The organism is Bradyrhizobium sp. SRL28, from assembly GCF_018596315.1.
Lineage (GTDB): Bacteria > Pseudomonadota > Alphaproteobacteria > Rhizobiales > Xanthobacteraceae > Bradyrhizobium.
The window spans coordinates 54,938-78,584 of record NZ_JAHEAG010000032.1 but is presented as its reverse complement, the minus strand read 5'-3'; the positions used below and the strand labels follow the sequence as shown (position 1 = coordinate 78,584).

Sequence of the window (23,647 nt, the reverse complement as noted above, 5' to 3'; positions counted from 1 at the left end):
TCGCATCTCACCGCACGTTCGTGACGATGGCCAACGCCCCTCATCTGCCGTGAGACGCGCGGAGTTATGCCGGTGATTTGCCCGACAACGGAAGCGGAATATTTTCGCAAACGAGACTGGACGACCCAAATCACGTTGATCCGCCTGGGAAAATCGGCGTTTTGGCGCAACGGCTGCCTCCACATCGTCATTGCGAGCGAAGCGAAGCAATCCTTAGCGCGGCTTGCGGAGACGTGGATTGCTTCGCTTCGCTCGCAATGACGGCTGTGGCTCTAGCGAGGTTTGGCAACTGAGACATCTACGCCTCCCGCGCGTAGCGCGGCAGATCGGCTTTCAGCATTTCCAGCACGTCATCCCTGACCGGATCGCGCGTGCCGCGGGTGAAGGCGGCCGCCAGCGGCAGCTTGTTCATGTCGGAGGCTGCGAGACGGATGAAGCGGACGCCGCGCGTGGCCATTCGCGAGGTCCAGCGCGGGACGATGGCGACGCCCAATCCTGCCGAGACCAGATTGACGATGGTCTGCTTCTCGTCAGCGATTTGCGCCACGCGCGCTTCACACCCGGCCTCGGCGAACAGTTTCATGGTGAGATCATGGCTGTGCGGACGCGAGCGGCGTTCGGGCACGATCAGCGGCTGGTTCTCGAGATCGGCGATGGTCACGCGCTTGCGCGATGCCAGCGGATGACGGTCAGCTACTGCGACGACGGCCGTCTCGTGCAGCAGGAACAGAAATTCCAGCCGCTTGTCGGGCCGCTCCGGCGGGCGCACGAAGGCGAGATCGAGCCGGCCGGACAACAGACGCGGCAGCAGGCGGACCGTCTTTTCCTCGACCAGTTGCACGGTGACGTCGGGTTGACGCTTGCGAAAATCATGGAGCAGCCGCGGCAGCAGGCCAGCGGCGGCGCTGTCGATGGCGCCGACGCGAATGATCGCGGCCCGCTTCCGGCCACGCGTGCGAAACCGGCCGGCCAGCGCATCGGCCTGCGCCAATAGCGTCCGCGCTTCCTTCAGCAGCACGGCGCCATCGTCCGTCAGCGCGACGCTGCGCGTCGTGCGCGTCATCAGCCGTGTGCCGAGATCGTCTTCGAGCAACCGGATGAAGCGGCCAAGCGCCGATGGCAGCATGTCGAGCCGCTGTGCCGCCCTGCCAAAATGCAACTCCTCGGCCGCCGCCACGAAACAGCGCAATTGATGAAGATCCATCGGCCCTCCCGCAGCGATTATATCAATTTTTTGTATAAACGCGAGGCAATTGCCCATCAACAGAAACGGCCGCAGGATGACTTGAGAGCAAGGCTGAACTCGCCGTCATTGCCTGCGACAAACGCGCAGCGTTTGCGCAAGGGAGCGAAGCGACGAAGCAATCCATGCCTCGATTTGCGGCCCTATGGATTGCTTCGCTGCGCTCGCAATGACGGGCTTACGGGCCCAACCGTTCCCAAGGAGATTTCGATGCGTGAATATTCAATCGCGGCCATTCCAGCCGACGGGATCGGCCCCGAGGTGATCGCCGCCGGCGTCACGGCGCTGGAGAGCCTGCAGAAGCGCCTGGGCGACGTGAGGTTCAATGTCGAAACCTTCGATTGGGGTTCCGACTATTACCGCAAGCACGGCGTGATGATGCCGACGGATGCGCTCACCACGCTGAAGAAATTCGACGCGATCTATTTCGGCGCGGTCGGCGCGCCTGATGTTCCCGATCACATCACGCTGTGGGGCCTGCGCCTGCCGATCTGCCAGGGCTTTGACCAATACGCCAATGTCCGGCCGACCCGGATCCTGCCCGGCATCACCTCGCCGCTGCGCCATGCCGGCCCCGGCGACCTCGACTGGGTGATCGTGCGTGAAAACTCCGAAGGCGAATATGCCGGCTGCGGCGGCCGCGTGCATCGCGGCCTGCCCGAGGAAGTCGGCACGGAGGTCGCGATTTTCACCCGCGTCGGCGTCCAGCGCATCATGCGCTACGCGTTCCGCCTCGCGCAGTCCCGACCGCGCAAGCTGCTCACCGTCGTTACAAAATCGAATGCGCAGCGGCATGGCATGGTGATGTGGGACGAGATCGCCGACGAGGTCTCGAAAGAATTCCCTGATGTCACCTGGGACAAGATGCTGGTCGACGCGATGACGGTGCGGATGACGCTGAAGCCGCAGAGCCTCGATACGATCGTGGCGACCAACCTCCACGCCGATATCCTGTCCGACCTCGCCGGCGCGCTGGCCGGCAGCCTCGGCGTGGCCCCGACCGCGAACATCGATCCCGAGCGGCGCTTTCCCTCGATGTTCGAACCGATCCACGGCTCGGCGTTCGACATCACCGGCAAGGGCATCGCCAACCCGGTCGCGAGTTTCTGGACGGCATCGCAGATGCTCGATCATCTCGGCGAGGCCGAAGCCTCGGCACGGCTGATGCGCGCGGTGGAAAAGGTCACGGGCGCCGGCATCACGACGCCCGATGTCGGCGGTACCGCGACGACGAAGGATGTCACCGCGGCCGTCGTGGAGGCGATCCATAGCTCGAACGTGTGACGGCCGGTCACCGGCCATGACGGATCGATCGCGAGGCAAAAAATGGCCCGCGAGACAAATCAGAAAAAGAACTCAGGGAGGCGAAAATGCAAATGAAGATGACAGCCGCGATCACGCTCGCGTTCACCATGGTCAGTTCCGCAGCCCTGGCGCAGAACTATCCGAGCCGGCCGATCACGCTGCTGGTCCCCTTTGCCGCCGGCGGCGCGACCGACACCGTCGCCCGCGTGACGGCGCAGTCGATGTCAAAATCGCTGGGCCAGACCATCATCGTCGAGAACGCCACGGGAGCCGGCGGCACCATCGCCGCCACGCGCGCCTCACGCGCGGAGCCGGACGGCTACACGCTGCTGATTCACCACATCGGCATCTCCACGGCCGCCACGCTGTACCGCAAGCTCGCGTACGATACCAAGACCGCCTTCGCGCCTGTTGGACTCGTGACCAATGCGCCGATGACGATCATCGGCCGGCCCGACCTGCCGCCGAACACACTTGCCGAGCTGGTCACCTACATCAAGGCCAACGGCGACAAGATGACGTTCGGCAATGCCGGCTTGGGGGCTGCTTCGCATCTTTGCGGCATGCTGTTCATGACCGCCGTCGGCAAGGAAATCCTCGCCGTGCCCTACAAGGGCAATGCACCGATCATGAACGATCTCATTGCCAAACAGATCGACCTCTCCTGCGACCAGACGACGAACACCACCGGCCCGATCGCGTCGAAGCTGGTCAAAGCCTACGCCATCACCACGAAGTCGCGCCTCGCGTCCATGCCGGATCTTCCGAGCGCGGATGAAGGCGGTTTGAAAGGCTTTGAAGTCGGCGCCTGGCACGGCATCTACGCGCCGAAGGGAACGCCTGACGATATCATCCAGAAATTGTCCAAGACGCTGCAGGAAGCGTTGCGCGACCCGGACCTGGTCAAACGCTTCAACGACATCAACACCGAGCCCGTCCCGCAGAACGAAGCGACGCCCGAAGCCCTGAAGGCAAAATTGATCAGCGAAGTCGATCGCTGGGCGCCGATCATCAAGGCGGCCAATCAGTTTGCGGATTGAGCGCCCCGCGCCTCGCGCTCAGCGCCCCCGCATTGCCATTCATGCGCATGCAAGGCCGCGCCTCACGGCACCAAAGTGGCGGAGGCGCGTCTGGTGTAAAGCCTCTTACGTACCGGGCGTTTTGACGACCAGTTTTATGTTGAAGAGGTTGACGTCCTTGAACGGGTTCGGCGCGTTTTCGATGGTGCCCGTGCCCTTGGCGTTCGCATACGCACCCGTGCCCGACAGGATCGTATACTCGCCGTTTGACCGGCCGTCTTTGACCGCGCCGGTGTAACGCGCCGTTATCGAGCCCTCCTCGAACGTGTAGGTGCTGTAGCCGTAGTAGGGTCCCGTGCCTTTAAGCAAGTCTGCGGAATGGACGAAGTCTTTTACCCCGATACGGCCGTCCTTGAAGACGGTGACGCCAAAAAATTTGCCGGACATGACCGTCTGTCCTTCGACGTTGGCGGCTTCTGTTACCTTGACATCGATAGGCTTGACGATGAGCTTGAACTCTAGCACCTGTTCGCCGGCTAGAGCGGTCGACGCCGAAATGGCCAGAGCCACGCCAGAAAGGAAAACGGCGAGAGATTTGCGCATGTGCTCCTCCTGCGTTTGCTGGATTTAGAATGTGGCATGCTTCCCGTGCCTCGCCAGCGGCTGACATTCTTGGGATTGTCCAGCATGCAGGCTCGGACACAACTGTAGGTCTTAGCGACGGAAGAAAGGTTCAGCGCTTAATCTCGTGATCTTCATCAGCCGGGGGGCGGTTCCAAAAAGCAATTCCATGCCAAAGCCGAGCGCGGCAACGCAAATTCTAGTGCTTTGTCAGAAACCGGAGCATGACCGCCGTCAATGGCCCAGAAACCCTCCGGGAACCTACGGATTGAGGCGACCTTCGCGCCTCGCGCTCAGCGTTCGCCGCCGAACAGCGCCTTCGCATTACCGTTAGCAATCTGCGCCGCGATCTTTGGCGGCAACTGCGCGAGCCAGGCGCGGTAGCCAGCCATGATGGCGCCGTAGCTTTCCCAGCGCTCATTGATCCAGGTGTCGGAGCCGAGCAGGAAACGATCCGGGAAACGCTCGAACAGCGCGCGCCATTCTGCCGTCAGCTTGCCGCCGCCGTCGACGATGCCGCCGCGGTAGGACAGTTCGCCCCACAGCTTTGGATATTTTGACAGCATTTCCGAAACACGGTCGGTCGAAAGCCCAAAGCCCGTATGGGCCCAGATGATGCGAGCGCGCGGATTGTGCCGCATCAGGATTTCGACGGCGATGTCGTCGGCATGCGCATGCAGATAAAGATCGTGCTCGACTGCGAAATCGACGGTCTTTTTCACCCACTCGGTATCGGCCGCCTTGCCCGAGATATGAAATTCGCCGATGCCGCGGTAATAGCCGCGTTTGAATTCGTCCTGCACGAGGTCGAAGATGAAGGGATCGCCGAACCAGGTCTGGATGTCGGCGCGCACCCGATAGGGTCGGATGAACGGAACGATCTGCAGGTCCTTGGGCTTGGCATCCATCAGCGCATGCGTGCCGGTATTCGGGCGGCTGGTCGCTAGGATGCCGGTGACGCGGTGCTTCCTGAACAGCGCCAGCACTTCATCGACGCTGTAATGGGGCTTTGGTTCCCAGTTGTAATGCAGGTGCGCGTCGAAGATTTCGATAGGCTCATCCGCACGGGCCGGACTGAGGGCGCTCGTAACGCATGCCAGCGCAATCAGGACAGCGGCGCCCCGCGCAGCCGATCGCATCACGCGCTCGAAGGTCGTCATTCGGCCGCCACCACGTGCGGCCGCTCGCCCTCGCCGGCTTCTTCCAGTTGCGGCTCGAGCTTGCGCCGCAGGCGGCGGTCGATGCGGTCAAGATAGATATAGACGACCGGCGTGATGTAGAGCGTCAGCAGTTGCGACAGGCAGAGACCACCGACCACGGCGATGCCGAGCGGCTGCCGCAATTCGGCGCCCGCACCCGCGCCGAGCGCAATCGGCAGCGTGCCGAAGATCGCGGCAAACGTCGTCATCATGATGGGGCGGAATCGCAACAGCGCGGCTTCGCGGATGGCGTGCTCGGCGCTCAGGCCGACGCGGCGGCGCTCCAGCGCAAAATCCACCATCATGATGGCGTTCTTCTTGACGATGCCGACCAGCATCACGATGCCGATCATCGCGATGACGGACATTTCCATTCCGAACAGCATCAAGGTGAGGATCGCGCCGATGCCGGCCGACGGCAGGCCCGAGATGATGGTGATCGGGTGGATGAAGCTTTCGTAGAGAATGCCGAGGATGACGAAGGCGGCGAACACCGCGGCGAGGATCAGGACGCCCTGCCCGCGCAGCGAATCCTGGAAAACCTGCGCCGTGCCGGAGAAACCGGTGGCGATCGTCGCCGGCAGGTTCGAGGCCTGCTCGAGTTCGGTGATCTTGTCGACCGCATAGCCAAGCGAAATGCCGGGCGCCAGATTGAACGAAATCGTCACCGCCGGCTGCTGGCCCTGGTGGTTGATCTGCAGCGGACCGACGGTCGGAACCAGCTTTGCCACCGCCGACAGCGGGATGGTCTGGTTGTTCTGCGTCTTCATGTAGAGCTTGGAGAGATCAGACGGATCGACGCGGAACTGCGGCTGCACTTCCAGGATGATCTGGTAGTCGTTCGACGGCATGTAGATGGTGCCGACCTGGCGCGAGCCGTAGGCGTTGTAGAGCTGGTTGCGGACCTGATCGACGGTGATGCCGTAGACGGCGGCCTTCTCGCGGTCGATGTCGACCGTCATCTGCGGATTCTTGATGTAGAGGTCGGTGGTGACGTCGAGCAGGCCCGGCAGCTTCTCGATCTTGTCGCGCATCTCGGGCGCCAGACGGTAGAGGGCCTCGGTGTCACCGCTCTGCATCACATATTGATACTGGCTCTTGGAAATCCGGCCACCGATATTGAGATTCTGGATCGGCTGGAAGAACGCCTGCATACCGGGAATCTCGCGGGCCTTGAGCCGTAGCCGGCTGACGATGGCGCTGAGATTGTCGCGCTCCTTCTTCGGCTTCAGCGCGATGAACAGGCGGCCGTAATTCGCCGTCGCGTTGGGGCCGCCGGCGCCGACGGTGGAGTTGATGTATTCGATCGCGGGATCGGACTTCAGCACGTCGACCAGCGCCTGCTGCCGCTCTTTCATGGCTTCGAAGGAGGTATCGGTGGCGGCTTCCGTCACGCCGATCAGGAAGCCGGTGTCCTCCTGCGGGAAGAAGCCCTTCGGCACGATCATGTAGAGGTAGACGGTGCCGCCAAGCGTCGCCAGCGTCACCAAAAGCATCAGGAATTTCCGCGCCAGCACCCAGTCGAGCGTCCATTCATAAGCGCGCAACCAGGAATCGAACATCGCCTCGAAGACGCGAAGCACGACGTTCGGCTTCTTGTTCGGGTCATGCGCCCGCAGCACGCGCGCGCACAACATCGGCGTCAGCGTCAGCGAAACGAACCCGGATACGATGATCGCGACCGATACCGTCACCGCGAATTCGCGGAACACGCGGCCGACGATGCCGCCCATCAACAGCACCGGAATGAACACGGCGATCAGCGAGAAGGTGATCGAGATGATGGTAAAGCCGATCTCGCGCGCGCCCTTCAACGCGGCCTCGAACGGCCGCATGCCGTGCTCGATGTGGCGGACGATGTTCTCCAGCATGACGATGGCGTCGTCGACCACGAAGCCGACCGACAGCGTCAGCGCCAACAGCGTCATGTTGTTGATGGAATAGTCGAGCGCGTACATCACCGCGCAGGTGCCGAACAGCGAAATCGGAACCGCGAGCGCCGGAATGAAGGTCGCGGACGCCGAGCGCAGGAACAGGAAGATCACCAGGATCACCAGCCCGACCGCGATCAGCAAGGTTTCCTCGACGTCGGCCACCGCCTGGCGGATCGAGATCGAGCGATCCATCAGCACGTTGATCGAGACCGATGCCGGGATCTGCGCCCGCAGCGCCGGGAATTTCGCCAGAATGGAGTCGACCACCGCCACCGTGTTGGCGTCCGGCTGCTTCTGGATGCCGAGCACGATGGCACGCTCGTTGTTGAGCCAGCTCGCGACCCGCTCGTTCTCGACGCTATCGTAGATCCGCGCCACCTCGTCGAGCTTGACCGGGGAACCGTTTCGCCAGGCCACCACGATCTGGCGATAGTCTATCGCCTTGTCCATCTGGCCCGAGGCCTGCAGCGCCACATCCTGTTTCGGCCCGTTCAGCGTACCGACCGGCGTCGAGGAATTGGCGCGGGACACCGCCGTCCTGATGTCCTCAAGCGACAGCCCGCGGGCCGCGGCGGCCTCGGGATCGGCCTGGACGCGAATGGCGAATTTCTGCGCGCCGTAGACACTGACCTGGGCCACGCCCGGAATCTGCGAGAGCGTTTGGCCGATGGTGATGTCGCCATATTCGTGGACCGCCGACAGCGGCAGCGTCGATGAGTTGAGCACGACGAACAGAACAGGGAAATCGGCCGGGTTCACTTTGCGGAAGCTCGGCGGGATGATCATCTCGACCGGCAGCCGGCGCTGCGCAATCGTCAGCGCGGTCTGCACGTCGAGCGCCGCGGCGTCGATGTTGCGGTTGAGATCGAACTGGATGGTGATGGTGCTGGTGCCCTGCGACGAATTCGACGACATCGAGGAGATGCCGGCAACCGTCGAAAGCTGGCGCTCGATGACGCCGGCGACCGAGGCCGCCATGGTGTCGGCGCTCGCGCCCGGCAGGGTCGCGGTCACCGCAATGGTCGGGAAATCGACCCGCGGCAGCGCCGAGACCGGCAGCAGGCGGAAACCGAAAATGCCGAACGCGATGATCGACGCCGTGATCAGCGTCGTCATGACCGGCCGGCGGATACAGAGCTCGGAGAGCGTCATCGGCTATGCTCCGGCCTTCTTGGCCCGCTGCTCGACCAGCGACCCGTCCGACAGCAACAACTGCCCGTCGACGACGACGCTTTCGTCGCCGGCGAGCCCTTCCGAAATCACCGACATGCCCTGCGCGGTGCGGTCGACCTTGACCGGCTGGACCTTGGCCTTGCCGTCCTTGACCACGAAGACGAAATTGCCGCTCTGGCTGCGCTGCACGGCAACCGTCGGCACCACGATCGAATCCTCAGCTCGGATGATGAGCTTGGCCGCGACCAGCGTCCCCGGCCACAAACTCTCGTTCTCATTGTTCATGATGCCGCGCACGGTGACCATGCCGGTGGCCATATCCACGGTGTTTTCGACCATCGCGACCTTGCCGGTCTCGGAACGCTGATGGCCGGGGATGGTCGCGGTCACGCCCGACAGCCCTTTCGCCATCGACTCGCGCAGATCGACCAGCACGCGCTGCGGCACCGCGAACGTCACGTAGACCGGCGCCATCTGGTTGATGACGGCAAGCGGGGCGGTATCGGCCGGGCGCACGAAATTTCCGACCTTCACGTTGGCCACGCTGATCCGGCCCGAAAACGGCGCGCGGATCGTGGTGTAGCTTTTCTGGACCTTCAGATTGTCGAGCGCAGCCTGATTGGCCTTGATGGAGCCGGCCAGGATGTCGGACTGCGTCTTGGCGTTGTCGACATTGACCTGCGTGGTCGCGCCCTTGCCGACGAGATCGGTGAAGCGGCGGAGGTCGCGCTGGGCGCCCTCGAGCTGCGCATGGTCCCGGGCGAGCACGCCCTCGGCCTGCTCGATCTGGGCGTCGATCTGGCGGCTGTCCAGCGTGAACAGCAGATCGCCTTCGCTGACCTTGGCGCCGTCCTCGAAATGCACCGCGACGATGGAGGTCTCCAGCCGCGACTTCAGCGCCACGCTGGAGATCGGCGTCACCATTCCGATCGCATCGACGTCGACGGGCATGGCTTTGCGCTCCGCCTTTGCCAGCTCGACGGAAACCATCCGCGGCCGCTGCGGGCCCTGGGCGTTGCTGCTGCCCCCCATCCACGAGGAGCGGGTAACGAAACCGGCCGCGGCAAGGATGCCGACGGCACCAACAAAAAGTATCAGGCTACGCTTTTTCATATTTTTTCATGCCCGCCAGTCCTAAAGGACGGGACGGTCTTCTCCAGCCCCTTGACGGCGATGTTTGCGCCTTATTTCTAAACGGTTATCACAGCCTCGCTGCACATGGTATGCCACTGCCAGAAAATGTGTAGTTACAATCCCGAGCCATTTCATGCGCATTGCAACCTGGAACGTCAATTCGATCCGGCAGCGGCTCGATCATCTCCTGACCTGGCTCAGGGAATGCTCGCCGGACGTCGTCTGCCTGCAGGAAATCAAATGCATGGACGAGGCGTTCCCGCGGCTGGAGATCGAGGCGCTCGGCTATAACGTCGTCACCCACGGCCAGAAGACCTTCAATGGCGTCGCGCTGCTGTCGAAACTGCCGTTCGACGAGACCAAATCGGGCCTGGCCGGCGACGACGAGGACGCCCACGCCAGGTTCCTCGAAGGCGTGGTAACGCTCAAGACCGGGGTAATGCGGATCGCCTGCCTCTATCTGCCCAACGGAAATCCACCGGATACCGACAAATATCCCTATAAACTCAAGTGGATGTCGCGACTTCTTGAGTACTCGAAGGAGCGACTTAAGGCAGAAGAACCGCTGGTGCTCGCAGGCGATTTCAACGTCATTCCGGCCGCGGCGGACGTCTACAACCCCGCCGCATGGACCAACGACGCGCTGTTCCGCCCCCAGACCCGCGAAGCCTTCCAGTCGCTGCTCGGCCTCGGGCTGACGGATGCGCTGCGCGCGGTGACGGACGAGCCAAACCTCTACACCTTCTGGGACTACCAGGCGGGCGCCTGGCAGAAGAACTGGGGCATCCGCATCGACCACCTCCTGCTGTCGCCGCAGGCCAGCGACCGTCTGACCAATGTCGGCATCGACAGCTATGTGCGCGCCTGGGAGAAGCCGTCAGACCACGTGCCGGTCTGGGCGGATTTCGACCTGGAGACCTCCTGAGCGCGACCGGCACGGCAACGGTGGCGATTCGGGATGCTGCCCCCGACGATGCCGTCGCGGCCTGCCATGTCCTGAGGGAATCGATCTCCCGACTATGCGTTGCCGATCACGGCAGCGATCCGGCGCGGTAGTCTGTAGGGTGGGCAAAGCGAAGCGTGCCCACCATCGACGCCAACAATTTCGGAGAAATGGTGGGCACGGCGCAAGAGCGTCATTGCCCACCCTACGGCAGCTTCACAGATCGGCTGCCGCCGCTCAGTCCTTCTTGCCCTGCACCCAGTGCTCGAGCATCTGCAATGCCACGGCCCGGTCGTCGTCGGAGGCCTTGGCGAAAGCGCGGTTATAGCTTTCCCGGATCCAGCTCTCGTCGGCGGCAGCGTTATCGCGCGCCAGCGTCAGCCACATCAGGCCACGGGCGGGCTGCCGCGGCAACCGATCGCCGTTGAACAGCATCTGGCCGAGCATGGCCTGCGCCTGATGCTGGCCCTTCTGGGCAGCCAGACCAAGCCAGCGCGCGCCATAGCGGAAATCGTCCCGCGAGGCGTCCGGCGTCTTCAGGTAAAGCCGCGCCAGATCGTATTGGGCGTCGGCATTGCCGAAATAGGACGCGGCATAGGAGAACATCTCCCGGGCGCGATCGGTGTCGGCCTTGACCTTGGAGTTCGGGATGCCGTTGAGGTAGTAGCGTCCCAGCGCCACGAAGGCGTTGGCGACGATCGTCGCCTGCGGCGCCGACGGGCTGTCCTCGGCATGCGCGTTGGCGATGCGGCTGAAATATTCGAAGGCGCGCAGATCGTCCCTGATGACGCCATCGCCATCGGCATACATCCGGCCGAGCTTCCACTGCGCGACGGGATGGCCACCCTCGGCGGCGTATTGCAGCGAATTCAGGGATGGCGCGGCAACCGCAGTCGCCGTCGGCGCTGCGGGCGGGAGCTTCTTCAAGGCCTGAGCCGTGACGGCTTGCGCGGCATCGGGCTGGCTCCCCATGGGCAGCGTGGCGCCGGGCTTCACCGGCGCGCCATCGAATGCGAATCCAGGAGCGGCCACCGGTGCGGCCCCCAACATCAACGCAAGAATGATACGCCTAGATGTCCGCATAACACTGTTTCTCGTGCGCACCGCCAGGATGGGTCACAGCCCCATCCACCGCCGGCCCAACCTGTTGGGCATATTTCCACAGCGCACCCGACGTATGGTTAGTCTGTCGAGGCGCCCATTTAGTTTTACGTTCGGCGAGTTCGGCGTCGGTCAATTTTACGTTAAGAGTGCCGACCTCGGCGTCGATCTCGATAATGTCACCATTCTGCAACAGGGCGATCGGGCCACCGACGGCTGCCTCCGGTCCGACATGGCCGATGCAGAAGCCGCGGGTGGCGCCGGAGAACCGGCCGTCGGTGATCAGGGCGACCTTGCCGCCCATCCCCTGCCCGGTCAGCGCCGCGGTGGTCGAGAGCATCTCCCGCATGCCGGGACCGCCGCGCGGCCCCTCGTAGCGGATCACGATGACCTCGCCCTCTTTGTAGGTTTTCTTCTGGACCGACTCGAAGGCGTCTTCCTCGCGGTCGAAGCAGCGGGCAGGACCAGTAAATTTCAGCTTCGACATTCCCGCGACCTTCACGATCGCACCCTCCGGAGCGAGATTACCCTTCAGCCCGACAACCCCTCCCGTGACGGTGATCGGGTTGTCGGCGGACCGCACCACATCCTGGTGCGGATTCCATTTCACGCTCTTGAGGTTTTCGGCGATCGTACGGCCCGTTACGGTGATGCAATCTCCGTGGAGGTGGCCATTGTCGAGCAGCGTCTTCATCAGAAGCGGTATGCCGCCAACCTCGAACATGTCTTTGGCAACATAACGGCCCCCTGGCTTCAAATCCGCGACATACGGTGTCTTTTTGAAGATTTCGGCGACGTCGAATAAGTCAAACTTAATGCCGCACTCATGCGCGATAGCTGGCAGGTGCAGCGCAGCATTGGTCGACCCACCGGAGGCGGCGACCACGGCGGCGGCGTTTTCCAGCGAGCGGCGGGTGACGATGTCGCGCGGCCGGATATTGGCTGCGATCAACTCTACAACCTGCTCGCCGGCTGCGGAGCAAAACGCGTCGCGAATCTCGTAAGGCGCTGGCGCTCCGGCCGAATAGGGCAGTGCCAGCCCGATCGCCTCGGACACCGTCGCCATGGTGTTGGCGGTGAATTGTGCGCCGCACGCTCCTGCCGACGGGCAGGCCACCCGCTCGATTTCATCGAGATCTTCGTCCGACATTTCGCCGACCGAATGCTTGCCGACGGCCTCGAACATGTCCTGCACTGTGACCTGCTGGCCACGGAAATTGCCCGGCAGAATCGAACCGCCATAAATGAAGATCGAGGGCACGTTGAGTCGGACCATCGCCATCATCATGCCCGGCAGCGACTTGTCGCAGCCGGCAAGCCCGACCAGGGCGTCATAGGCATGGCCGCGGACCGTCAGCTCGACCGAATCGGCGATGCATTCCCGGGATGGCAGCGACGAGCGCATGCCGTCATGGCCCATGGCGATGCCGTCGGTCACGGTGATAGTGCAGAATTCGCGCGGGGTGCCGCCGGCAGCCGCGACGCCCTTCTTGACCGCCTGCGCCTGGCGCATCAGCGAGATATTGCAGGGCGCGGCCTCATTCCAGCAGGACGCGACTCCGACGAACGGCTGGTGGATCTGCTGGGTGGTCAGCCCCATCGCGTAGAGATAGGACCGATGGGGGGCACGCTCCGGCCCCTCCGTCACGTGACGGCTCGGCAACCTCTTCTTGATGTCGGTCTTGGCGTCCATCCGCGGAACCTGTTTCCTCAGCCATCTCCCTGTGGGTCTCGGGAGCAATTTCCCGTCGCCTTCACCGGCGCTGAGGCCAATCAGCTATGAAAGAAATGGTTTCATGGAGGGGTGTGGCTAAAAAGCGGCGCGAGCAAGAGCCGGCGGGGCGATTAACCAAATGTTCATCCACTGTTGCGGTCACGCAACAATCGTGGCCTGGCGGCAACCATTATTCGGACTTATTTGACGCCGCTGCCCTGCCCACTCCGGGTAGGCTTCGCCATCGAAGTCCGAGGCCGTCCCCGGGTTACAACCTGCGGTGACCGGCAACGGAGTTTCTCCAGCGCGAGAATCGACTCGCACGATGTCGCGCGACCAGACTGAATTTAGGAACGGCCCCCGCGTTGCTGCGAATCGGACAACACGAATCGCACGACATTTGCAGCGCCTGATCTTTCGATCGCTGCCATTGCGCACTCTGAAGTTACGACGCCTGACATCAATCGCGTTCGAAAGAGATCGCGTCATTTTTGTGCGGTGGCACTTTTTGCGCGCGTTTTCGTCACGTGATGATGCAAGCCACTACGCGCGCGCAGTCGGCGAAGCAATCGTTCATACGCAAGACGAAACAACGTCGTACGCAATTTTTCGCAGACGTTTTTGATCGCCGTCGGAATTGAGGCACGCGCCTAAGAATCGGCCGCACGAACGCCTTTCGCGTCACCGTATTGCCCCTGCCGCGCGCAAATCCGCCGCGCGCACGTCCAGCCACGGACCCGTTTGGCTGTTCATTCTTCGATGCGGGTGAGGGAATCCTGCCTCACGTTCTCCCCGCGCGCATCACCTCACGATTCCCAAAATCCGTGGTGGTCGTTTGTAGCTCGTGAGGCCTCTGAGTAAGAGGTTTGAATAAATGGCACGCTTCAATCTGAACGGCTTCCTCGATAATAGCCGCTTCGAGGATTTTTTCGCCAGGTTCGGCGGCGGCAGCTCCGACCATGATCATCTGAACGGGACAACGGGCAACAACAGGTTGTCCGGGGGTGCCAAGGAAGACACGCTCGCCGGCATGGCCGGCAACGACACGCTCAATGGCGGCTCCGGCGCCGACAAGGTGTGGGGCGGCTCGGGGAACGACAACCTCGCAGGCGGCTCCGGCGCCGACCTTCTCGTCGGCGGCTTCGGCGCCGACCGGATGGATGGCGGCACCGGCAACGACGTGTTGCTGAGTCGGTCGGATGCGGGCGAGATGGTCGCGGCCCAGGACGGCACGACGCAGATCTTCGGTGCTGAAACCGCTGCGTTCAAGGCGGTCAACGATACCATCACCGGCGGCGCAGGCGCCGACACTTTCCGGTTCGAAATGATGGTGAACGCCAAGGACGAGATTGTCGCCAAGCATGTCAATGCTGACGGCACCATCGACTGGGTCGGCGTCACCGGCGAGAACAACGCCACTCACGACCACTGGGTGGACGGCATGGGTAACGACGTGATCCGGGACTTCAATCGCGCCCAGGGCGACAAGATTGAAATCTCGGCGCATACCGCCGAGGTCAAATCGATCCAGCACAAAGACAGCAATGGTGACGGCAAGAATGACTACAGCGTGATCACCGTCATCAGCCAGCAAGGCAATGCCGGCGCCCATGACGAGGATCTGCTCGGCACCATCACCGTCTATGGCAACCTGGTGAAGCAAAGCGATATCGCCGTTACCCAGACGGTGTACGGCGCTTACGAGAAGGTCGGCGAACTCGGTGGCGCGCACTTCGACCTGGAGGACGACGGCGTGCTGGCTGGTGGCGGCACCGACGGCGGCCACCACAATGAAACGGCGGCGATGGCCAACATGGCCATGTACGGCTAAGCCGAAAACAACAAGACACAATCACGGACAAGGGCCGCCTCCCGGCCCTTGTTCACCAGCGTCCGGTGATAATCCAATCGTCACCGGGCGCTGGACTGCCTTGATCATCGGCCACCATTTTGCAATTTCGGCCTTCTGCCAGGCGCCGAACGCTTCCGGCGCGAGCTTGTCCTTTGGCGGCATCTGCAGGCCGAAGTTTTCGAGTTGCTTGCGCACCGCCGGATCGTTCAGCGCATCAACCTGCGCGGCACTAAGCCCGGGAGGCCCGCTTCATCCGCCGTCGAAGGCGGTTCCACGCGTACGCTGGAACTCTTCGGGCTCCATTCGCCTCATTTTGCGCGCGTTTGTTGTGCAGATGTGACAGTTACACCTCGGGAGTTGTGGTCTCCTTCGAACAGCTCAGGCCACACGCATCACGCGATCTCTTGGTTTTGACAGTGTTTGTGACGTGGGTTTCGCAGGGGGGGGCCATGGAATGAACCGGTGCTTGCGCTCGCTGTCTTGTTTTTTCACGCTAGCTGGGCTCGCCCTCTTCTCAACGGATGCGACCGCGCGGACCAGCCATAAGCCACACACCCAGAAGGCGCACGAAGCGACCAAGAAGTCGCACGCGGTGAGGGAGGCCCGCCCCCATCGCAGTGCTGCGCCCGGAAAAAATCGGCACGCCAAACACGCTTCCGCACAACGCAAGGCGAAGCCGTCGAAGGCTTCACCTGCTCCCAAGGAGGCCATCGCTCCGCTGACGGGCGATCTTGCGCTGGTGAAAGAAGCCATCGATCTCGCACGCAAGGCAAAGACCGAAGAGGCGACGGACATAAGGAACAGGATCGCGGATCCGGCGGCGCAAAAGCTCGTCGAATGGTACATCCTGCGCCACCCCGCGACGACAGCGACTTTCAGCCGCTACGCGGCGTTCATCGCCGCTAATCCACAATGGCCGAGCGCGCCGTTGCTGCGCCGGCGCGCAGAGGCGCGGCTGTGGGAGCAGCGCAGCGATGCGGCAACGGTCCGCGGCTTCACCGGCGATCGGCCCACTTATGCCAAGGGCAAGTTGGCGCTGGCGCGCGTGCTGCTCGCAGAGGGCGACCGGGACGGCGCGGCCAGGCTGGCACGCGACGCATGGCGATCCGACGAATTGTCGGAGCGCCTGGAGACCGATGTGCTCGAGACGTTCCGCGACCTTCTCAATCGCGATGACCACCGTGCGCGCATGGACAGGCGCATCGGCGCCAAGGATCTCGCCGGCGCGAAGCGCGCCGCGCGACGCCTCGGCGACGACGAGCTTGCGATCGTGAAGGCCTGTGCCGCGGTCAGGGGAAAAGCGGACAATGCAAAGGATGCGCTCGACGATGTCGTAGCCGAGGCACGGCAGGATCTCGGCTACACCCTTTGCCGCATCCAGTGGATGCTCGCTCAAAACCGCATTGACGATGCGGCCAGCCTGATGCTGGCCGCGGCACCCGAGACCATGGCGCTGCAGGACACCGATCAATGGTGGCGCGAGCGGCGCATGCTCGCCCGCAAGCTGCTCGATGACGGCAAGTTCCAGACGGCCTATCAGGTGATCCGCCCCGCCGCGCTGCCGGCCAATGAATATTACCGGTCCGACTTCCACTTCATGTGCGGCTGGATCGCCCTGCGCTACCTCGACGACCCCGCTACTGCGGCCCGGCATTTCGCCCGCATAGATGAGGGACAGGTCAATCCGACCGTGCTGGCGCGGGCGCACTACTGGCGCGGACGCGCGGCCGAAGCGCTTGGCCAGCCGGATGCGACGCGTGCGAGCTATGAAGCAGCTGCCCGCTACCCGACCGCCTATTACGGGCAGCTGGCGCACGCCAGGCTTGGCCGTGACCAGATCGAGCTACGAGCGCCCTCGCCCGTTCTCTCGTCCGCCGATGCTTCGACCACGGATGAACGCGTGCGCGCCGCCGACATGCTCTACGAGATCGGCGAGCGCGATGTCGTGCTCTATTTTGCCGCCGATCTCGGCGAACAAAGCTCTGATGTTGCTCTGCTCGAAGCGCTCGGCGAGCTCACCGGCCGCCGCAACGACGCCCGCGCGATGCTGCAGGTCGGAAAGCCCTCGCTCGGCCGCGGACTGCCGCTCGACCATTACGCCTTTCCCACCATCGGGATTCCGCCGCACCGCCAGCTCGCCCCCGAAATCGAGCACAGCATGATTTATTCGGTGGCACGCACGGAGAGCGCGTTCGACCAGCGCGACAAGTCTGTGGCGGATGCGGTCGGCCTGATGCAGGTGACGCCGGAAGCGGGACGCGATACCGCCAAGCGCTTTGGCATCAGCTATGACTGGGACCGTATGGTTTCCGACCCGGTCTACAACACGCAAATGGGCGCCGCCGAACTGAGCGCGCTGCTGAGCGAATACAAGGGCAATCACATCATGACCTTCGCCGGCTACAATGCCGGCCGGGGCCGGGTGCGGGATTGGGTCAAGGCCCGTGGCGATCCGCGTGACCCCAAGGTCGATGCGGTCGACTGGGTCGAGCGCATTCCGTTTTCGGAAACGCGGAACTATGTCCAGCGGGTGATCGAGAATCTGGCGGTCTACCGCAAGCGGTTTGACAGTGACGCGACAGTGGCGTCGAAGGCCGGCCAGCGTTTCATTACGCAGGAGGTGAATGCCGCACCTCCGACGGGCTCGCAGTGAGCGGGCCTGGATGGCAGATTGGCGCAGTGCGTAATCTACCGCGTCACGGCGAATAAACGGCGGTTGTACCTTCCGCCTTCGGGTCGCGCCACGTCCGCCGACCAGAAGCGCCGGTTTACGGGGGTGATATCAATCCACCTTGACGTTGGCGGCCTTGATCATCGGCCACCATTTTGCAATTTCGGCCTTCTGCCAGGCGCCGAGCGCTTCGGGCGCGAGCTTGTCCTTTGGTGGCATCTGCAGGCCGAGATTTTCGAGCTGCTTGCGCACGGCCGGATCGTTCAAGGCGTCAACCGCCGCGGCATTCAGCTTTGCGACGACGTCCTTTGGCGTGTCCTTCGGCACCCAGAGGCCGGACCACAGCGTCATGTGGAATCCAGGCAACCCCGCCTCGTCGACGGTCGGAATGTCCGAAGCTGATTCCACGCGCTTGGAATCGGTGATGGCATAGGCGCGGATGTTGCCGGCGCGCACCTGCCCGATCGAGTTCGAGGTCTGGTCGACGATCAGATCGATCTGGCCGGCGACGAGATCGTTCATCGCAGGTCCCGTGCCGCGATACGGCACGTATTGCAGCTTGATGCCGGCGACGTTCTCGAAATAGAGCCCGGCGATGTGGCTTCCGGAGCCCGCGCCCGCGGTGCCAGCCGTCGGCGGCGACGGCTGCGCCTTCAGCCATGCCAGGAATTCCTTCAGCGATTTTGCCGGGACCGCGTTCTTGCTGACAATGATCATCGGGTTGCTCGGCAGCAGTGCGACCGGTTCGAGATCGGTGACGAGGTCGTAGCCGAGCTTGTAGATCGCGCCATTGGCGACGTGGGTACCGAGATGGCCGAAGCTGATGGTGTAGCCGTCAGGCGGTGAACGCACCGCGCGGCTGACGCCGACCGAACCGCCCGCCCCCGTGACGTTCTCGACCAGCACCGTTTCGCCGAGCGTGACCTTCATGCGCTCGGCGAGGATCCGCGTCATCGCATCCGACGGACCGCCGGCGGAGAACGGGACAATGATGGTGATGGGGCGCGTGGGGAAGTTCTGGGCGATCGCTGTGTTGCCGAAGACGAACATCGCGAGGATCGACAGAACTATCTTTCGCATTTCAAGCTCCCATCACATTCCGCTGCGTGACCGTCAGAGTTTTGCGTAATCGATCGGCTGATGTCGATCGAGCGTTCGCGTGACCGGCGGCAGCGGATATTTAAGCCCTGTCGCGCAATTGAACAGCATGACGCGATCGTTTTTCGTCACGCGGCCGTCGGCAAGGCTTTGCTGGTAGGCGGCGTAGGTCGCAGCCCCCTCGGGGCACAGCAACAGCCCCTCCTCGCGCGCCACTTCGTTGAGCGCAGCAGAAATCTTCTCATCCGGCACCGCAATCGCAAATCCCTTGCTCTCACGGACCGCGCGCAGGATCAAAAAATCTCCGACCGCCTGCGGCACGCGGATGCCGGACGCGATGGTGTGGGCGTCTTCCCAGCGCGGCGCGTGCTCGGTACCTGCTTCAAAAGCACGCACCATCGGCGCGCAGCCGGACGCCTGCACCGCGACCATCCGCGGCCGCTTCGAGCCGATGAAGCCGATCGCCTCCAGTTCGGCGAACGCCTTCCACATGCCGATCAGGCCGGTGCCGCCGCCGGTCGGATAGAAGATCACGTCGGGCACCTCCCAGCCGAGTTGTTCGGCGAGCTCCAGCCCCATCGTCTTCTTGCCTTCGATCCGGTACGGCTCCTTCAGCGTCGAGGTATCGAACCAGCCGGCCTTGGCCTTGCCCTCGCCGACGATCTTGCCGCAATCGTCGATCAGGCCGTTGACGCGATAGACGGTCGCGCCCTGCAGCTCGATCTCGCTGACGTTCACCTCTGGCGTATCGGCGGGGCAGAAGATCGTGGTCCTGATGCCGCAGGAGGTGGCGTAGGCGGCCAGCGCCGCGCCCGCATTGCCGTTGGTCGGCATCGCCATATGCCTGATGCCGAGCGCCTTGCCCATCGACACCGCCATCACCAGACCGCGGGCCTTGAACGAGCCGGTCGGCAGCCGGCCCTCGTCCTTCACGATGATCTCAGCCCCGCCGAGCTTCTTTCCAAGCTTCGGCAGCCGGATCAGCGGCGTCGTGACTTCGCCGAGGCTGACGATGTCGGAGACTTTTCGGACCGGTAGCAGCTCGCGGTAGCGCCACATGTCGGCGGGACGTTCGCTGAGCGCGTCCTTGGTCAGCGCCTTCTTCACGCCGGCCAGGTCGTAGCGCACCAGCAGCGGTTTACCGGCCTTGGAGAGGTTGTGGATCTGATCGGCAGGGTAGTGATCGCCTTCCATCGCGCATTCGAGATGGGTCACGAACGTCGGACGTTCGATGGTCAGATTGTCGTTGTCTTTCACGCGTCGTTTCTTTCTTAGTTGGGCGATCTCTATCCGCGTCATTGCGAGCGAAGCGAAGCAATCCATAGCGCCGCAAGCGGATAGCTGGATTGCTTCGCTTCGCTCGCAATGACGCCAGCGTCACATATTCAGCACGCGTCCATAGGCATCCAGCACCGCTTCCTTCATCATCTCCGACAGGGTCGGATGCGGGAATATCGTGTGCATCAGCTCTTCTTCCGTGGTCTCCAGGTTCATCGCGACCACGTAGCCCTGGATTAGCTCGGTGACTTCGGCGCCGATCATGTGCGCGCCGAGCAGTTGCCCGGTCTTCTTGTCGAAGATCACCTTGATCAGGCCCTGGTCCTCGCCGAGCGCGATTGCCTTGCCGTTGCCGACGAACGGGAAACGCCCGACGCGGATCTCGCGTCCGCCCTCTTTCGCTCTGGCCTCCGTCAGACCGACGGAAGCAACCTGCGGATGGCAATAGGTGCAGCCGGGAATGAGGTTCTTGTCCATGGCATGCGGGTGCAGGCCCTTGATCGCCTCGATGCAGACCACGCCCTCATGCTCGGCTTTGTGCGCCAGCATCGGGGGACCTGCGACGTCGCCGATGGCGTAGATGCCGGGAACGTTGGTCTTGCCGTAACCGTCAATGACAACGACACCGCGGTCGGTCTTGACGCCGAGTTTCTCCAGCCCAAGGCCTTCGATGTTGCCGACCACGCCGACCGCCGAGATCACCCGCTCGAACTCGACCGTTTGCGGCTTCTTGCCGTCGTCGATGGTGGCGACGACGCTGTCGGCCTTCTTCTCCAGCTTCGTCACCTTGGTGTTGCTGAGGATCTTGATGCCTTGTTTTTCGAACTGCTTGCGGGCGAGACCGGCGATTTCGGCGTCCTCGACCGGGAGGATCTGCGGCAGCACCTCGACCACGGTGACGTCGGCGCCCATGGTGTGGAAGAACGAAGCGAACTCGATGCCGATTGCGCCGGAACCCACCACCAGAAGCGACTTCGGCATCCGCTCCGGCACCATCGCCTCGAAATAGGTCCAGACCAGCTTCTTGTCGGGCTCGAGCCCCGGCAGCACGCGCGGCCGGGCGCCGGTCGCGATGATGATGTGCTTGGCCTGATAGGCGCCCTCGCCCAGCGCGCCCTTCGGCGCCTCGACGGCGGACTTCTTCACGGTGACCTTGCCGGGCGCGTCGATCGAGGCGTCGCCCCAGATCACCGTGACCTTGTTCTTCTTCATCAGGAAGCCGACGCCGTCATTGAGCCGCTTCGAGACGCCGCGCGAGCGCGCCACGACGGCCTTCGGATCGAACGAGACTTTTTCGGCGGAGAGTCCGTAATCCTTGGCGTGTTGCATGCAGTGATAGATTTCCGCCGAGCGCAGCAGCGCCTTGGTCGGGATGCAGCCCCAGTTCAGGCAGATGCCGCCGAGATAGGATTTTTCGACGATGGCAGTCTTGAAACCGAGCTGGGCGGCGCGGATCGCGGTGACGTAACCGCCGGGGCCGGAGCCGATGATGATGACGTCGAAGGATGTGTCGGCCATTGCTACTCGCTCGCTTTCATCGTGCGACCATCACGGTTCTTTCGTCATTGCGAGGAGCTCGCGACAAAATTGCAAAAGCAATTTTGCGCTGATGCGACGAAGCAATCCACCTTGTCGCCGGTGAGATGGATTGCTTCGCTGCGCTCGCAATGACGGCCGCGTTACCCCACCTCACACCATCATCATCACGGGGTTTTCGATCAGTTGCTTGAACGCGCCGATCAGCTCGGCGCCGAGCGCGCCGTCGATGGCGCGGTGATCGCAGGACAGCGTCACGCTCATCATCTGCGCGATCTCGATCTTGCCGCCGCGTACCACGGGGCGCTCCTCGCTGCTGCCGACGGCAAGGATCGTGGCTTGCGGCGGATTGATCACGGCGGTGAAATGATTGATGCCGTACATGCCGAGGTTGGACACCGCGGTGGTGCCGCCCTGATACTCTTCCGGCTTCAGCTTGCGCGCCCGCGCGCGCGCCGCGTAGTCCTTCATCTCGGACGAGATGGTCGAGAGCGTCTTGGTTTCCGCCTTGCGGATGATCGGCGTGATCAGGCCGCCAGGCATCGCGACGGCCACGCCGATGTCGGAATGCTTGTGCTTGAGCATGCCGCCTTCGGTCCAGCTCACGTTGCAATTCGGAATCTTCTGCAGTGCGACCGCCATCGCCTTGATGACGAAGTCGTTCACCGAAAGCTTGTAGAGCGGCTTCTTTTCCTTGTCCTTGGGTGCGGCGGCGTTGATCTCCTCGCGGGCGACCAGAAGCTTGCCGATGTCGCAGTCCATCGTCAGATAGAAAACCGGCACGGTCTGCACCGATGCGGTGAGCCTTTGCGCAATGGTGCGGCGCATGCCGTCATGCGGCACGACTTCGTAGGAGCCCTCCTCGAACAAAGCGAGGATCTGCTTGTCGGACATCCCGGGCGCGAGGCTCGGACCCGCCGCAGGCGCGGCAGCCGGCGCCTTCAGGCCCTTGCCGGATTTCGCGCCCTCGACGTCGCGCGCAACGACGCGGCCGTGCGGGCCGGAGCCGTTGATGCGCGACAGGTCAATGCCGGCATCCTTGGCGAGACGGCGGGCGAGCGGCGACGAGAAGATGCGGGCGTGACCGTTGCCCTGCGAAGCGGAAGCCGCCGCCTGCGGCGCAGCAGCCTGCGTCGGCCCGGTTGCTGCGGGTTTTGGGGCGGGCGCGGCGTCAGTTGCCGGCGCCGGTGACGGTTTTGCGGCGGGCGCTTCGGCGGCCTTTGGTGCTGGCGAAGCCCCCGCGCCTGCTCCAGCCGCCTTCACGTCCTCGCCGTCGCCGGCCATGACCGCGATGACATCGTTGACCGGCACGTCCTGCGTACCTTCAGGCACCAGAATCTTCGCGATCGTGCCCTCGTCGACCGCCTCGACTTCCATGGTCGCCTTGTCGGTCTCGATCTCGGCGATCACGTCGCCGGACTTGACCTTGTCGCCCTCCTTCTTGAGCCACTTGGCAAGGTTGCCCTTTTCCATCGTGGGCGACAGCGCGGGCATCAAAATGTTGATCGGCATTGTCAGTGACCCTGTTGCGACCGGGGCGTGGTGGAGCCCATGTCGGTCGGCCGGTTGATCTCGGCTTCGAACATCTCGACGATGCGCGCGAGCGCCTCGTCCTCGGTGTATTCGGCCTCGCGCGCATAGGCGCGGGCGGCGTGGCGCGCGATGTCGACCAGCAGCAGGCCCCACATGTCCGGCTCCTCGAACGCGCGCTGGAACGCGATCGAGAGCCCGCCGTCAACCACGAAGGCGCGCAAGACTTCGGTCGCATCCTCGCGGCCGATCACGTCGGGCGGCAATGGCTGTTCGTTGGGACCGGCCATATCGAC

The 23,647-nt window shown here is 63.2% G+C and carries 17 protein-coding genes and 1 pseudogene; 5 read left to right on the top strand and 13 right to left on the bottom strand.

Features of this window, described 5'->3' with window-relative positions; translation table 11 throughout:
* Nucleotides 1–298: 298 nt before the first annotated feature.
* A complete protein-coding gene (locus KIP88_RS35790; RefSeq protein ID WP_214492883.1) occupies nucleotides 299–1,204 on the bottom strand; it encodes a LysR family transcriptional regulator in 906 nt (301 codons plus the stop codon).
* Nucleotides 1,205–1,453: 249 nt separating this feature from the next.
* Between KIP88_RS35790 and KIP88_RS35785 the strand changes: the two genes are divergently transcribed.
* Nucleotides 1,454–2,527, top strand: a complete 1,074-nt coding sequence (locus tag KIP88_RS35785; protein WP_214492882.1) for a tartrate dehydrogenase — start codon at nucleotides 1,454–1,456, stop codon at nucleotides 2,525–2,527.
* Between the two features lie 86 nt (nucleotides 2,528–2,613).
* Nucleotides 2,614–3,588 carry a tripartite tricarboxylate transporter substrate binding protein BugD gene (locus KIP88_RS35780; protein ID WP_374226547.1) on the top strand — a complete coding sequence of 325 codons (975 nt, stop codon included), beginning with the start codon at nucleotides 2,614–2,616 and terminating at the stop codon, nucleotides 3,586–3,588.
* A gap of 105 nt (nucleotides 3,589–3,693) precedes the next feature.
* Here the strand turns inward: KIP88_RS35780 and KIP88_RS35775 are convergent, their stop codons facing one another.
* The 4 genes from KIP88_RS35775 to KIP88_RS35760 all read right to left on the bottom strand — a co-directional run bounded on the left by KIP88_RS35775 (nucleotide 3,694) and on the right by KIP88_RS35760 (nucleotide 9,607).
* Nucleotides 3,694–4,170 (bottom strand): hypothetical protein, encoded by a 477-nt coding sequence (locus tag KIP88_RS35775; protein ID WP_214492881.1) that lies wholly within the window; start codon nucleotides 4,168–4,170, stop codon nucleotides 3,694–3,696.
* 311 nt (nucleotides 4,171–4,481) lie between these two features.
* Nucleotides 4,482–5,348 carry an amidohydrolase family protein gene (locus KIP88_RS35770; protein WP_249791267.1) on the bottom strand — a complete coding sequence of 289 codons (867 nt, stop codon included), beginning with the start codon at nucleotides 5,346–5,348 and terminating at the stop codon, nucleotides 4,482–4,484.
* Nucleotides 5,345–8,473, bottom strand: coding sequence for an efflux RND transporter permease subunit (locus tag KIP88_RS35765; protein ID WP_214492880.1), 3,129 nt, complete (start codon nucleotides 8,471–8,473; stop codon nucleotides 5,345–5,347). Before KIP88_RS35765 ends, KIP88_RS35770 begins: the two co-directional genes overlap by 4 nt.
* A gap of 3 nt (nucleotides 8,474–8,476) precedes the next feature.
* Nucleotides 8,477–9,607, bottom strand: coding sequence for an efflux RND transporter periplasmic adaptor subunit (locus tag KIP88_RS35760; protein ID WP_214492879.1), 1,131 nt, complete (start codon nucleotides 9,605–9,607; stop codon nucleotides 8,477–8,479).
* A 154-nt stretch (nucleotides 9,608–9,761) separates the two neighbouring features.
* Here KIP88_RS35760 and xth point away from each other — a divergent pair, with 154 nt between their 5' ends.
* Nucleotides 9,762–10,553, top strand: coding sequence for an exodeoxyribonuclease III (gene xth / locus KIP88_RS35755; protein ID WP_214492878.1), 792 nt, complete (start codon nucleotides 9,762–9,764; stop codon nucleotides 10,551–10,553).
* 255 nt (nucleotides 10,554–10,808) lie between these two features.
* Here the strand turns inward: xth and KIP88_RS35750 are convergent, their stop codons facing one another.
* Nucleotides 10,809–11,654 carry a tetratricopeptide repeat protein gene (locus tag KIP88_RS35750; RefSeq protein WP_214492877.1) on the bottom strand — a complete coding sequence of 282 codons (846 nt, stop codon included), beginning with the start codon at nucleotides 11,652–11,654 and terminating at the stop codon, nucleotides 10,809–10,811.
* Nucleotides 11,641–13,365 (bottom strand): dihydroxy-acid dehydratase, encoded by a 1,725-nt coding sequence (gene ilvD / locus KIP88_RS35745; RefSeq protein WP_214492876.1) that lies wholly within the window; start codon nucleotides 13,363–13,365, stop codon nucleotides 11,641–11,643. The genes KIP88_RS35750 and ilvD overlap by 14 nt, the downstream gene beginning before the upstream one ends.
* 895 nt (nucleotides 13,366–14,260) lie before the next feature.
* On the opposite strand from ilvD, the gene KIP88_RS35740 reads away from it, so the two are divergent.
* Nucleotides 14,261–15,217, top strand: a complete 957-nt coding sequence (locus KIP88_RS35740) for a calcium-binding protein (RefSeq protein ID WP_214492875.1) — start codon at nucleotides 14,261–14,263, stop codon at nucleotides 15,215–15,217.
* A gap of 21 nt (nucleotides 15,218–15,238) precedes the next feature.
* Here KIP88_RS35740 and KIP88_RS35735 read toward each other — a convergent pair.
* Nucleotides 15,239–15,472: pseudogene (locus KIP88_RS35735) on the bottom strand (hypothetical protein); the annotation flags it as partial.
* Nucleotides 15,473–15,692: 220 nt separating this feature from the next.
* On the opposite strand from KIP88_RS35735, the gene KIP88_RS35730 reads away from it, so the two are divergent.
* Nucleotides 15,693–17,891, top strand: coding sequence for a lytic transglycosylase domain-containing protein (locus KIP88_RS35730; RefSeq protein WP_214492874.1), 2,199 nt, complete (start codon nucleotides 15,693–15,695; stop codon nucleotides 17,889–17,891).
* Nucleotides 17,892–18,020: 129 nt separating this feature from the next.
* Here KIP88_RS35730 and KIP88_RS35725 read toward each other — a convergent pair whose 3' ends face one another.
* The 5 genes from KIP88_RS35725 to KIP88_RS35705 all read right to left on the bottom strand — a co-directional run bounded on the left by KIP88_RS35725 (nucleotide 18,021) and on the right by KIP88_RS35705 (nucleotide 23,641).
* On the bottom strand, nucleotides 18,021–18,959 hold the full coding sequence (locus KIP88_RS35725) for a tripartite tricarboxylate transporter substrate binding protein BugD (RefSeq protein WP_374226548.1): 939 nt from the start codon (nucleotides 18,957–18,959) through the stop codon (nucleotides 18,021–18,023).
* A gap of 63 nt (nucleotides 18,960–19,022) precedes the next feature.
* The gene (locus KIP88_RS35720) at nucleotides 19,023–20,264 is read right to left on the bottom strand and encodes a threonine synthase (protein ID WP_214492872.1); all 1,242 of its coding nucleotides are present in this window, start codon (nucleotides 20,262–20,264) and stop codon (nucleotides 19,023–19,025) included.
* Nucleotides 20,265–20,384: 120 nt separating this feature from the next.
* A complete protein-coding gene (lpdA, locus tag KIP88_RS35715; protein ID WP_214492871.1) occupies nucleotides 20,385–21,803 on the bottom strand; it encodes a dihydrolipoyl dehydrogenase in 1,419 nt (472 codons plus the stop codon).
* Nucleotides 21,804–21,974: 171 nt separating this feature from the next.
* A complete protein-coding gene (locus KIP88_RS35710; RefSeq protein WP_214492870.1) occupies nucleotides 21,975–23,333 on the bottom strand; it encodes a pyruvate dehydrogenase complex dihydrolipoamide acetyltransferase in 1,359 nt (452 codons plus the stop codon).
* A 2-nt stretch (nucleotides 23,334–23,335) separates the two neighbouring features.
* On the bottom strand, nucleotides 23,336–23,641 hold the full coding sequence (locus KIP88_RS35705; protein ID WP_214492869.1) for a DUF5076 domain-containing protein: 306 nt from the start codon (nucleotides 23,639–23,641) through the stop codon (nucleotides 23,336–23,338).
* Nucleotides 23,642–23,647 lie beyond the last annotated feature (6 nt).